The 12,247-nt window shown below is 39.6% G+C and carries 14 protein-coding genes and 1 pseudogene; 7 read left to right on the forward strand and 8 right to left on the reverse strand.

Annotation, left to right across the window (positions count from 1 at the left end; genetic code table 11):
* From I6E72_RS17885 to I6E72_RS17900, 4 genes are read left to right on the forward strand one after another with little or no spacing between them, the layout of a single operon-like run.
* Entirely contained in the window at nt 1-609 is a 609-nt protein-coding gene (locus I6E72_RS17885) for a primosomal replication protein (RefSeq protein ID WP_007584039.1), read from the forward strand.
* A 13-nt stretch (nt 610-622) separates the two neighbouring features.
* The gene (locus I6E72_RS17890) at nt 623-1,516 is read left to right on the forward strand and encodes a histone deacetylase family protein (protein WP_197102670.1); all 894 of its coding nucleotides are present in this window, start codon (nt 623-625) and stop codon (nt 1,514-1,516) included.
* Between the two features lie 51 nt (nt 1,517-1,567).
* On the forward strand, nt 1,568-1,849 hold the full coding sequence (locus I6E72_RS17895) for a late competence development ComFB family protein (protein ID WP_024590772.1): 282 nt from the start codon (nt 1,568-1,570) through the stop codon (nt 1,847-1,849).
* Complete coding sequence (locus tag I6E72_RS17900) at nt 1,833-1,985, forward strand: DUF2496 domain-containing protein (protein ID WP_197113510.1); 153 nt, start codon at nt 1,833-1,835, stop codon at nt 1,983-1,985. Before I6E72_RS17895 ends, I6E72_RS17900 begins: the two co-directional genes overlap by 17 nt.
* A gap of 2 nt (nt 1,986-1,987) precedes the next feature.
* On the opposite strand, the gene I6E72_RS17905 is transcribed toward I6E72_RS17900, so the two are convergent.
* Nucleotides 1,988-2,509: a sel1 repeat family protein gene (locus tag I6E72_RS17905; protein WP_197113513.1), complete on the reverse strand. Its 522-nt coding sequence runs from the start codon at nt 2,507-2,509 to the stop codon at nt 1,988-1,990.
* A 105-nt stretch (nt 2,510-2,614) separates the two neighbouring features.
* On the opposite strand from I6E72_RS17905, the gene I6E72_RS17910 reads away from it, so the two are divergent.
* On the forward strand, nt 2,615-3,499 hold the full coding sequence (locus tag I6E72_RS17910) for a DMT family transporter (protein WP_197113516.1): 885 nt from the start codon (nt 2,615-2,617) through the stop codon (nt 3,497-3,499).
* A gap of 30 nt (nt 3,500-3,529) precedes the next feature.
* Here I6E72_RS17910 and I6E72_RS17915 read toward each other — a convergent pair whose 3' ends face one another.
* The 3 genes from I6E72_RS17915 to I6E72_RS17925 are packed head-to-tail and all read right to left on the reverse strand — an operon-like array spanning nt 3,530 to nt 5,296.
* Nucleotides 3,530-4,042: a CC0125/CC1285 family lipoprotein gene (locus I6E72_RS17915; RefSeq protein ID WP_197113519.1), complete on the reverse strand. Its 513-nt coding sequence runs from the start codon at nt 4,040-4,042 to the stop codon at nt 3,530-3,532.
* 25 nt (nt 4,043-4,067) lie between these two features.
* A complete protein-coding gene (locus I6E72_RS17920) occupies nt 4,068-4,808 on the reverse strand; it encodes an anti-sigma factor family protein (protein WP_197113522.1) in 741 nt (246 codons plus the stop codon).
* Complete coding sequence (locus I6E72_RS17925) at nt 4,805-5,296, reverse strand: RNA polymerase sigma factor (protein WP_006793586.1); 492 nt, start codon at nt 5,294-5,296, stop codon at nt 4,805-4,807. Before I6E72_RS17925 ends, I6E72_RS17920 begins: the two co-directional genes overlap by 4 nt.
* Before the next feature lie 140 nt (nt 5,297-5,436).
* Between I6E72_RS17925 and I6E72_RS17930 the strand changes: the two genes are divergently transcribed.
* Nucleotides 5,437-6,783, forward strand: a complete 1,347-nt coding sequence (locus I6E72_RS17930) for a S8 family serine peptidase (RefSeq protein WP_197113525.1) — start codon at nt 5,437-5,439, stop codon at nt 6,781-6,783.
* Here I6E72_RS17930 and I6E72_RS17935 read toward each other — a convergent pair.
* The 3 genes from I6E72_RS17935 to I6E72_RS17945 form a co-directional block, all read right to left on the reverse strand.
* On the reverse strand, nt 6,767-7,720 hold the full coding sequence (locus I6E72_RS17935; protein WP_197113528.1) for a hypothetical protein: 954 nt from the start codon (nt 7,718-7,720) through the stop codon (nt 6,767-6,769). The genes I6E72_RS17930 and I6E72_RS17935 overlap by 17 nt on opposite strands.
* Nucleotides 7,721-8,049: 329 nt before the next feature.
* Nucleotides 8,050-8,931, reverse strand: a complete 882-nt coding sequence (locus I6E72_RS17940; protein ID WP_197113530.1) for a hypothetical protein — start codon at nt 8,929-8,931, stop codon at nt 8,050-8,052.
* A gap of 135 nt (nt 8,932-9,066) precedes the next feature.
* Nucleotides 9,067-11,229 carry an exonuclease domain-containing protein gene (locus I6E72_RS17945; protein WP_231620585.1) on the reverse strand — a complete coding sequence of 721 codons (2,163 nt, stop codon included), beginning with the start codon at nt 11,227-11,229 and terminating at the stop codon, nt 9,067-9,069.
* Between the two features lie 129 nt (nt 11,230-11,358).
* Here I6E72_RS17945 and I6E72_RS19800 point away from each other — a divergent pair.
* Nucleotides 11,359-11,568: pseudogene (locus I6E72_RS19800) on the forward strand (protein phosphatase); the annotation flags it as partial.
* 96 nt (nt 11,569-11,664) lie between these two features.
* On the opposite strand, the gene I6E72_RS17950 reads toward I6E72_RS19800, so the two are convergent.
* Nucleotides 11,665-12,075: a GNAT family N-acetyltransferase gene (locus I6E72_RS17950; RefSeq protein WP_197113533.1), complete on the reverse strand. Its 411-nt coding sequence runs from the start codon at nt 12,073-12,075 to the stop codon at nt 11,665-11,667.
* Between the last annotated feature and the right edge of the window lie 172 nt (nt 12,076-12,247).

The following is a 12,247-nucleotide window of genomic DNA, read 5'->3' on the forward strand; positions in this document are numbered from 1 at the left end:
ATGCATTCAATGGCTTTAGATAAACTACGCCAACAAGTTGCAACGCTAAAACAACAAGCTGAGCAATTTGATAAAGCTAAACTTTTTTCTAAAAATCGTTACATGCAAGCGCAACCTAGCTTGTTTGACCGCGCAGTTTTTAGTACAAAAAGCATGAACCTCGTCGATTACGTAATAGAAATAGAAGATGAAGTGTCAAGATTACCGCCAAGTGAGCATCGCCATGCTTATACTTACGCACTTGAACGTATAGGAGCTCAGGTACAAGCTGTATTCAACGTTATTAAATCAACGCCTATTTGGGTTAAAGAAAACAAAAGCCATTATAAACCACGCCCTAAGCAAACCGTTTATAAGCAAGCGGTACAAAAAATAATGCAATCATCGCACGAGCTTTACGACGAATTAAAACAAAACCATGAGTTTGAACGCCGTTTAGTGCTCATGATTGAAGAGCGTAAAATGCAAATGGATAAAGCATCGCCAGCTAAAGCACAAAAGCTTAACCTTGAAATATTAAGCACACACGCTCGATTAGGCCGCTGCAGAAAAGCAATTTCTGCCACCGAGGACAAAATACAACAAGTAGAAAAACAGCAGCTGCGTTAAGCCGAACTTTACTATGCAGCTTTATTATCATCCATTGTATTCAGACCTTATCCTTGCAGAACGTCATCGATTTCCTATTCAAAAGTATAAGCTACTTAAAACAGAAATAGAAAACCTAGGTGTTTCGGCTATTCACTTTCAAGAGCCTATAAAAGCAACTAAATCTCAACTTTCGCTATGTCATAGCCAACGTTATATAGATGACTTTTTAAATGGGACTCTAGGTGATAAAGCAATTAAAAAGATGGGATTTCCCTATTCGCAACAACTTGTAGAGCGTACTCTTTTATCTATTGGCGGGAGTATTCAAGCTGCTGAAGCGGCTTTTAGTCACGATCTAACCTTCAATTTAAGCGGTGGTTATCATCATTCTCATAGTGATTTTGGCAGTGGCTTTTGTATTTTTAATGATTTAGCTATTGCAGCAGCACATTTAATAAATACAGAGCAAGCCGACACTGTTTTAATTTTTGATTGCGACGTACACCAAGGCGATGGCACAGCACAAATCACTCAAAACCATAACCAAATTATTACCTGCTCAATTCATTGTGAACAAAATTTTCCTCGTAATAAGCAAGAGTCCACTTACGACTTTGCATTGCCCGCTAAAACAGCCGACGATGAGTACCTTGCTACATTAAAGCAAGCACTCGATTTTTGCGTGCGCATACATAACCCTGATATTATTTTGTATAATGCAGGCGTTGATATTTACACTAAAGACGAGTTAGGCTTGTTCAATATATCGCTCAATGGCGTATATGAGCGCGACTTGTTTGTTCTCAACTTCTGTAAGCAACATCAAATCCCACTAATGTGCGCTTTAGGCGGCGGTTATCAGCGTAATTTGAGTTCACTAATTAATGTTCATAAACAACTATTTAAAGCCGCTATCGATTTATAGTAAGCCTTAGTATAGACTCAGTTAAACGGATTATTTTAAAGCGGTGGGAATATGCGATTACACGAAGACATACACAACTATTACGAAAAGATTGTAGTTGAAGAAATCATCAAACTTAAACTTGATGAAAAATATGATGAAGATGTAATGGCTGACTTTTGTTGTACGGTACTAAATCAGCTCCCGCCACGATATATTCGCTACGATGTAGATATGGCGTTTTATTTACCGCAATCAGAACGCATACATATGGAACAACGTGTGCAAACAGCAATAAATGTCGCCATTAGCCAAATATCAAAAAAGAAAGAATTAAATGACAAGCCCACTTGATCAAGCCCCTACACATATTAAACTTGCAGTAGATTTAATTATGATACTAGAGCAACACGATGTTGCTCCAGAAGAGGTCTTAAAAGCACTCGATATTGTAAAAAGCGACTTTGAAAAGAAGCTAGAAAAGCTATAACTCTATTCTATTATTTGTATGTCGTGCTCGGTAACGATACCTTCGTGTTTAGTGCAATCAATTTTAACTTCACCAAATGTACGCCTAGGCGAAGTTGAACGACGACAGGTCATATTTTGTGCCTTAACGCCAAATTGCGTTATATACAACGTAACTGTTTCATCTATTAGTTGTTTTTGTTGCGTAGTCGCTGCACTGTAAAATGCATCGTATTGCGCAGACCAATTTTTAACCCCCGCTTCCTTTGCAACGCCTAGCCAGCCCATCCCTAGTTTAGTAGATTGCTCCAAGTATTGGCCTTTCAAAAACATAAACGCCAACGTGTATTGTGCGCTTTTATAGCCTAGCCCAGCAGGCTCTTTTAAATAATTGAAAGCGGCCTCAAACTGTCCTTTTCGATACGCTTTAATACCATTGTATTCATTCTTTTTCATGGTGGTATCACTGTAAAGGTTGATTGAGCTTGAATTACATCCACCCAAAAAAGTGATAAATACCATAGAAACTACTGAGAACGTTTTCATTCTTATCCTTAATTTATTATTTTTATATGCCAGTTCCGAATATGGCTTACACTTTTTATAAACCCTGTTATTCTAAAAACCAATCAGCTTAATTAAAATACTATCATGACCTTAGCAAGCTTACTGCGATTATTTTTTCTGGCCGCTATATGGGGCGCTTCTTTTTTATTTATGCGAATGGCAGCTAACAGCTTGGGGCCTGCGGTATTAATTGAGTTTAGAGTAGGCTTTGCTGCAGTTACTTTATTTATTGTTGCTTTATATTTAAAACGCCGCTTAGCGTTTGTCCAACATAAAAAACACTTTTTTATTATAGGCGCGTTTAATTCTGCCCTTCCGTTTTTATTTTTTGCTTACGCAGCCCAAACTATTAGCGCATCCACACTCTCAATTTTAAATTCGACAACACCAATATGGGGTGTTGTCGTTGGAATTTTATGGACGAAAACAAAGCCCAATAAAAGTATGGTGCTTGGTTTACTACTTGGCTTAATAGGCGTTGCAATACTCGTTGGGCAAAATCATTTTGTATTAAATAGCCAATCAATAATGGCTATAATAGCAGCATTGAGTGCTTCACTTTGCTATGCCATTACATCGCATTACACTAAAAACGCGCCTAAACTGGCCCCATTCGATAATGCCCATGGCTCAATGTGGGCTTCGAGCTTTATGGTATTACCGCTTATCTTATTTATGCCAATACGAGAAATACCAAGCACCAACATTATGCTAGGTGTATTAGTACTGGGCGTAGTATGTACCGCCCTTGCTTATATTTTATTTTTTAAATTAATCGACGATATTGGCCCAACCTCAGCGTTAACAGTCACGTTTTTAATTCCATTATTTGGCATATTTTGGGGGCATTTATTTTTAGATGAGCAAATAGGGCCAAATACATTACTAGGCGCACTATTTGTAATTGTAGGCACTATGCTGGTTACTGGTTTCTTACCACGAAAAAAGCACTTAGCTAAAACAAGCTAAGTACTTATATCAAGCGCTTTTACCAAACGCTTACTTTTGCGCCTTTTTGCTTAAGTTTTCAATTAAGTCTTGGGCGCTAAAGCTGTTGTCACTTGGCTTTATACCTTTGCCCATTTTAATATCAATCAGGGTGTGCACTTCTTTGCGTTTATCATTGTTGCTTAACTGTACGCCTACGCTGCTTGTTGGGCTAGCGCGTGTTTCGCAAGTTAATAAACCACAGCTTCGCTCATATTGCTGGCTTTGTGATGCACTAATAGATGACGCAGGAGCTTGCGATTTAGACTCAACAAAGGTTTCTTTATTAGTTACAACAAACCAGTCGTAGCCTTGCGCTTGTGTAAGCTCAGCCGCGCGCAATAATGCATAGTCACCGGCATCGGCTACGTTGTTTGACACACTTTTAAATTCTACTCGGTATTGATCGTCGCTAATTTTTTGCTCGCTGTAACCTTGTGAGCCATTATTCGCGGCGCGGTAATCAGGTTTAGATGCACAGCCCGCCATAAGTAAAATACTGATAATTAAAATAGATGTTTTCATAGTTCACCTCGTTTTATACACATTATTATTTGTTTAACTGCCACTTTGCGCTAATTGCTTGCTGCTCTTGCACTCTATCTAGTGGTGCGCCGCTGATCATGCTGTCTATAACAGCATCTAAGTCACTGTTATTAGACGCCGTTTGATATTGCGCGCCATTGTTACTTTGCTGCGTAGCTGTTTGCGCTTTAATTTGCCAACCGCTTTGCGTTTTACAAGCAATGCTTGTTTGCGTTGTATTATTTGAGCTTAGTGCATACTGCCTACAAAGCTCACCTTGCTGATTTTTAAAACTTAGCTGCGCGCTAAATAGTGAGCCATCACTTTGCTCAAACACACCACTACTTAGCTGCGTATTAAGGGCGGAGGCTGTATTACTGGCTACTAAATTTTGCGACTCATTGGGTTGTAAATAGCTAGTCATTGCAATACCAAATACCACAGCAATGCTTGCTGCTATTGCTAAACTTTTATTAGCCGATTGCTTAACCTTTTGCCAAGGCGTTAACGTTACTACATTACTGTTTAACGTGTTTTTTTTCGTTGCTATATCAAGCTTTGCAACCGTTTTAGCTAATGAGTCACTAAGGGGTGCGTCGTCAATACTTGTTGCGTGCTCTTTTACTAACATGTCTACTTCGCTAAATTCTGCAAGTCGCATTACTAGCGCATCATCGGTTTCAAGGGCTTTACGCACTTGCTCCATTTCGTGCTCACTTAGCTCTGAGTCTAAAAAGGCGCTAAGTGTTTCGTCGTTAATGTTCATACTTGCTCCTTTTTAAAGTCGGGTTTTATTAAGTTATAAAGCGTGCTGCGTGCGCGCGATAATTTACTCATTACACTGCCTATAGGTATATCTAGCGTATGTGCTACTTCTTTATAGGCCATGCCCTGCACTGCCACCAGCGATACTATGGCGCGTTGCTCTTCGGGTAATTGCCCAAGTGCTGTATTTACATTTTTAAGCATTTGTTTGTTTTCGAGTGTTTGGTGTTCATTGCTTGTTATTGGTTCTGGTAAAATATCGGCCTGAGCCGTATTTTGCCTTACCTTGCGTGAGCGGTATTCGTCTATCCACACATTACGGCAAATTTTAAATGCCCACTTAGCAGGCTCAACGTCATCCGGAATGCCTTTTACTAATAGTTTTTCAATTGTTATTTGCACTACATCGTCTGCATCTGCTTTACTACCCGTTAGCGAATAGGCAAAACGCCTAAGCATGGGCAATAAGGTTTTTAGAGTTTCGTTCATTGATTTTTACCCCTTTTATAAAGAAGACGATTCAAAAAAACATTTATTCCCAAATAATCAAAATAATTTAAATAATGAAATATTTCTATGTGTTAAACGTTAACTAACCAGCATGATAAATTTAATAGAAGTAACCCACTATGAATATTAAAAACACACGCGTTAAACACATAATAGCCGCCTCGCTTTGCATATTTAGCGCAACGAGTTCAGCCAACATAGTAAGAGTCGATCAGGTGCTTGGGCAGCTAAGCCCAATAGAGCAGCGTATTGAGCAAACTATAGAGCGAGCACAACGCCTGCCGCTTCCGGTGCCTGTACCACAAGTTTCGATTGATGAACTAAAAGCGAAAATAAGTGAGCCAATTAGCAGCTTACCTAATGTGCTTAACATTAATATAAATAGCCAAAACACCGCATTTGTAGAAGTAGAGCTTGAAAACGGCTTTAGAGCTATAGAGCGCCAATGGTTATTAATGGCAAATAGCCAACAACTTAATACCCTAAAGCAGCAAAATGTAACTATTGTATCGGTAAAAAATTACAACGCACTTAACATGAGCTTAGTGCGCTTTAACGTACCCCAAGGTGTTAATTCTAAAAGTGAGTTATTAAAAGCGCTTAACTTAGATGAGTCTGCAATACTTGACCGAAACCACATTTACCAAGCGCAAACAGGCGAGCCTAGCGTGAAAGTAACACAAAATAAGCCTGTTGCTCCTTACTGCACACAAAGCGTAAAAATTGGCATGATCGACAGCGCCATTAATACCAAACACAGTGCTTTTAAAGGCGCCAATATCACCACGCAAAGCTTTTTACCTAAAGGGTTAAGCTCGCCAAATTTACACGGCACCGCCATTGCAGGGCTAATTACAGGTAAAGGCGCAAAACTTAACCCGCTTTTAGGCAGTGCCAAGCTTTACAGTGCCGAGGTGTTTTATAGGCAATCTGAATATGCACAAGGGGCTACTTTATTTGCCATAGTAGAAGCACTTGACTGGTTAGTTAGTAATAAAATACCCGTAATAAATATGAGCCTAACGGGGCCAAATAACGCAATTTTAGAAGCAAGTATTACTGCAGCAATAAAACAAAATGGTTTAATTGTAGCTGCTGCGGGTAATCAAGGTCCGGCGTCGCAGCCGTTATACCCAGGCGCGTATAAAAGCGTGATAGCGGTAAGTGCTATTGATTCAAAAAACCACATTTATAGATGGTCAAATAAAGGCGATTACATAGACTTTACAGCCCTTGGTGTAAATGTTGTTACAAGCCAAAGTAATGGAAAATTTAGTAGGGAGTCGGGTACGTCAATGGCGGCGCCGCATGTAAGCGTGGCATTAAGTTGTTTATTGTTAAAGCATGGTAATAATAAAACTAAAGCACTTAACGAGCTTACATCGCTGGCCGTCGATTTAGGCGAGCAAGGCAAAGACACCACCTTTGGTTATGGCGCCATTTACCCACCTAAAAGTGCACTTTAACTGACGCCGATAAAACCGATTGCGTATAGGTATTACTACTAAGCTTTGATTGATAATCGCCATATTCAGCCTCGGCTATTAGTTTTACGTGCTCAAACACAGCTAGGTTATAAAACGCATTAACTACATTTCGGTGCTCATCTCGCGACGGTATTTGCTCAAAAAAATCATCCGTTGTTTGCTCATCGTAATCTTTATTTTGATAACGCCAGCCAGCCCCCACTTTGTTAGCCACATTAAAGGCCGTAAATTTGTGCGTAACTTTAGTAGTAAAGCCGTAACCGTTAAAGTCGTATTGGTTGTCGTCGGCGTTTTCTTTATCAGCACTTAGCGCTGCCATTAGCATGGTTTGGCCATTATTTATAAAATGATAAAGCGCTACATCGGCACCTACGCCGTCGGCATTACGTGCTTTTGCATTAGCAAAACGTTTAGTTTTGGTTTTTATGCTCATACGTAAATACGTATACGGGTTTAAAAAATGGCCATAGTAGGCGCTGGCTTGATTAAAATGTAAAAATGTATCGCCATCTACATTTGCTTTTGCACCATCGTAACGAACCCCTACCTCGTGATTACTAAAGGTATAGCTGCCATCTAAACCATATTGATGAAGGTCTAAATCGTATTGATCAAACTCATCGTAGTCTTGTTGTTCAAACTTATAGCTTGAAGTTAATTTAGCGCCTTTGGTTAATTGCCATTTTGCATTAACACCGGCTGCGGTTTTTATGCCGCTGTCACTTTGCGACGAAATATCGTCAAGCTCCTGAACAGAGAGCGCCGAGTTACTTAATACCCCAATTTCTGCATCTGCATTTAGCTCAAAGCTACTTTTAAAGGGTTTATTTTGCTCAGCTGTTTTAACGTGGTTAGTTTGTGCAAGCACCGCTTGGGCACTAAAAACACACAGTGTCGCGGTTATAACTGCTTTCATATTTATTCTCCAACAGGCCGAATAGGTTTCCCTATTCGGCATTTGTGCAAACACGCTTAGGGCGTGTTGATCTTTGATTGTTGAATTTGCAGCAGTATGTTTGGTTTTTAGGCAAGGCAGAGCCTATGAAGTGTGGTTGTTCCACATAAATAGGCGATAACGCAGCATAAATGCCAAACATGCGCTGCCCTTCGGGTTCTGCCTAGGGGCGATAAACTATTTGTTGTCTACATGGATGCAGGTAAGGGGCGTGAGCAGGACACGGAAGCTTTGCTCAGTTTAACCGCCCCTAGATTGAACAAATTTCAATCCGCAAATTTCAACACGCCCTAAAGGCCTAGGTCTAAATCGTTAGTAATGTTGGTTACTACTTCACTTGCAGTGCTAAGTGCTACATCGTTACTAATTTGATCAGTGACCGCTGCACTCACCTGCCCGCTAACACTTTGCTGTACCGTGCTTTGTAAACTGCTAACCGTACTATCTTGCACGCTGGCAATTAAAGATTGCTGAACACTACTTACAACTTCATTACTGGTATTAATTGCATCACCTACCTGCAGTGCAGAACTCACTGAGTTTGCAGCCGTATTAGTAATTGCTAATTGGTTTGTAAGCTCACCCGCATTAAGCGCATTTGTTGCATCAGCTTGTGTTACTGAATCTGTAGAGCTACTCACATTTGAAAGTAAAGAGGCACTTGTTGGTGTATCAGTAGTATCAGGCTGAGCGGCTTGCTCAGAGCTAACAGAAAGTAATGACGATTGGCTCACTGCAGTCGTTAAATTACCCGCCGATGAGGTTAACTGCGCGGTTGCATCAAGTGCTGTATTGACTGTGGTATTGCCTGTGGCATTTAAAGACGATGCCGATGCATTCAATGAGTTATTTAAAGATGAGCTGGCAGATGCAACTAATGAATTTGCAGGCTCTGCGGCCTCGCTGCTTTCTTGCGCTGAAGTTTGTGTATTATTTGCCGTTGAATCTGTAGCTTGCGAGTCATCAGCCGTTACTTGTGTATTGCTAGATGCGTTTGTGTCATTGCTACCACTGGCTGTTAAACCGTTTTGTGAAAGCGCAATAGATGTAGATGTTTGTTGCTGCGCCGACGTTGACTGGGATATTTCAATATCAGCGGCCTGCACTGCACCTGTAAAAGTACACACACCGCTTAACATCATTACGCTTACAATTTTATTTAATTTAGTCATTGTTTTGTCCTCTAGTTTGTCGGATTGACATAAAGAAGACGATTTACAAAAACACTTTATTCCAAAATAAATTAAAAAATTACAATAAAACCACTTATGACCTAAATTTCAAATACTTAAAGGTAAGCTAATACCCTACGGCGTTAGCGTTTCACTATTTTGTATCAGCAATAACAGCTCGGCAGTGGCGGTTGCATCAGCCAATGCGCGGTGATGGCTGGTTAAATTTAAATTAAAATGCGATGAGAGATTACCAAGCGAATACGACTTTAAGCCTTTAAACGCTTTGCGCGATTCAACCACGGTGCACATTTTTGGCATTTTAAAAAAGTGCCCTGCCATCTCGCATTCTTTTTTAATAAAGCCGTAGTCAAAATTAACGTTATGGGCTACAAAAATACTGCCTGCTAGTTTATCAATTAGTGGCTTTACAACCTCTGCAAATACGGGCGCGTTATAAACCATGCTGTCGCTAATACCAGTTAGTGACGTTATAAATCCAGGTATATGGCGCTCGGGGTTAACTAAGCTCGTCCAGGTATCAATTACTTTACCGTGCTGCACTTTTACAAGGCCTATTTCGGTAATACGGTTACCGCCTTTTAAGCCGCCTGTGGTTTCTATATCAACTACGCTGTAAATACGGTTTGGATCTACAAACCATTTAACCGCAGCAATGTGTACCTCAAAGCCTACGTTTTTTAAGTTATCAATAGTGGTTAATTGGTTGCGCCTAAGCTTATCGCCCGGTGCTTTTACTTCTTCAAAATGTACTTGGCCATTATTGATAACCATTAAGTCGGGGTAGCCGTCTTTTAGCTGTAAATAATGTTTACTCATGGCTGTTAAATGAGTAATTAATGCCTCAAGTGGGCTGTTTAAAATGAGCGCCTCTAGTGGCTCTAATAAATTGCTGCGCCATCTAAACAAGCCGTTAGGTTGGTCAAAGTATTGCGCTGCATTTTTGCATACCAAATTAAGTAATGCTTGTGGCGTTTGACACTGTGCTAAGCGCTCATTTATCTGTGTTTGCTGCGCTTCATAAAAATTACCAAGCCTTAATACTTGCGGATAAATATCAAACTCATTGCATGGTGGATAAGGCGACTCCACAAATAACTCATGCCAAAATACTAAACCAAATAAACTTTGCCAAAGCATGTTTTCGGTATTAAATACAGCCATACCTTGGCGAGTATAATAATCGTTTACGCCCTGCTCTACTTCACCTCGGTACAGTTCATCTATTTCTAGCACGCACTGAGTATCGGCAAGCATGGCACTTAAACGCGAACGTGTTTTTTTATTAAACTTACGCATTAAAAAATCGTCAGCAAAATACAGTAAATCATCAGTAAGTGGGTTTTCGATAATGGCTTCTAATCGAGCTTTTACCCACTCTTTATTGCCAAGCCTGTATTGCTCTCTTATTTGAATTTCTTGTGCTTCGCTATCATCCACGCACCCTTCTAGTAAGCTAAAAGCAAGTTCGCTATCAACTGTTTTTAGCTGCCTATAAAGCCTAACTAATAATTTATTTTTTAATACAACGGCAATGGCACCATGTGTAGCTTGCACTAAAACCTGCGACGCTAAAGCGACGTAATCGCTCTCATCTGTAATGTTTTTAAATGCTAACCGGTAACGGTTTAGTAAATAGTTTGATTGCGCTTCGTCAAGTGTTTCAAAACGCGACAAGCTCTCGCTGTGTCCTTCGCGTGTAGCGGTTAAGCCTAAGTCTCGCATTACAAAACGATTTTGATGATTTACATCGCCGCTGCTTAGTTTGCCTGCAAATAAAAACTCAAAATACTCGTAGTAATCACTGCGGTTATTAATTACATACTGGCTATAAAGTGGCGCAAGCTCTTGTGGGCACGCTTTAAAAAACTCACGCGCAATATCCACCAGCGCGCCTTTAGCAGCGCTCTTTTTAAAGCTTATTTGCTCACTGTAATTACTTAGCAACTCAACCAAAGAAGGCTTAGTTAAGTGCGCTAAAAGCTGCGAATAATGCTGCTCGTTTGGCTCAAATAAAATGCCCGCTTTTTTTAGCGCATAAATAGCCTGATGCGGCGATGTTATTTCTTCATAATTGAGCGATTGCGCCTGCACCAAATAAGGCTTGCGTGAGTACACGCGCGCCAACATGCACTGGCTTTGCTCATCTAGCTGGTTAATTTTACTAATAAATTCACTATGTTTAGGCTCAAGTAAATGCATACATTTACTTGTTACAAACTCAATAAGCTCTTTAAAATGCGCTAAATAGTATTTTGCTGGTAATTCTTTTTTCATAATATCGCCACAACTGTATATAAAAACAGTATCCAGTATTTATGCTTATTATTCAATCTTAAACTTGTAATCAGTAATGCTTATAGTTGTCATATATAAATAATGTAGAGTCGATAAGCACTAAATGTAAAAACCGATATATTGCAAGCCATACAACGAAAGCAAACCATTGCCATACACTGTAAAGGTGGCACCTGCGGCACAAGGTTGGTCGCTGCACTTATTTTAAATTCGACAGGTTACACATAAGAAGAGGTATACAACCTAGTACAAGGCATTCGATCTAAAGCGCTTACTATAGAACTGCAAAAAGAGTATTTTGAGAACTTTAAGGGATAGGCTGTGATTGGGGAGGATTTAGCACTATAAATAGTGCTAAAAATATTATTTTTTAATGCTCGTTATTAGCGAGCGTGGATAACGCTTAACCACTTGTTAGACATTTTTGCTACTGATTAATTTTTCCATGCGTTCTGAATTACTACCAACTCTAACGTAACCTTTTTCAGAATACCAAGAATAAAGAGCACCCTTATCAAGAGTTCGATCAAAAGCATGCACATCAAGCTGTAACTTTGTACACCCAAGCTTAATTGCAACTTCTTCTGCCTTATGAAGAAGTGAACCACCTAAGCTTTGATTTCTAAATTCCGGAAGTACGTATATTTCGTAAATAAATCCAAGTGATTTATCACTCCAATCTTCAAAAGATAAAAACGCAGATTCAAGACCATCACATTTGGCTATAAACTCAAGTGTCCGTCCACTTTGTGCTCTTTCTGCACGAGTACGAAGAGTGCCATTTTGTATTTGATTTAAGTTGTTAATTTTATTTACTTCTATCAAAAAACCTCCGAATAACACTGGTTCCTAACAAGACTGTAGAATAACTCCAACAGCCAAATTCAATTAAAAAACGAGCTCCTGTAATTAACTCTAAGTGTAGTGGTAGAGTAATTTTGGTCACCCATTAAGAAAGAAATGTTATGCTATTTGCATACAAATTTGGGTGAAAAAA

This window comes from Pseudoalteromonas sp. NSLLW24 (genome assembly GCF_015864725.1).
GTDB classification, from domain to species: domain Bacteria; phylum Pseudomonadota; class Gammaproteobacteria; order Enterobacterales; family Alteromonadaceae; genus Pseudoalteromonas; species Pseudoalteromonas arctica.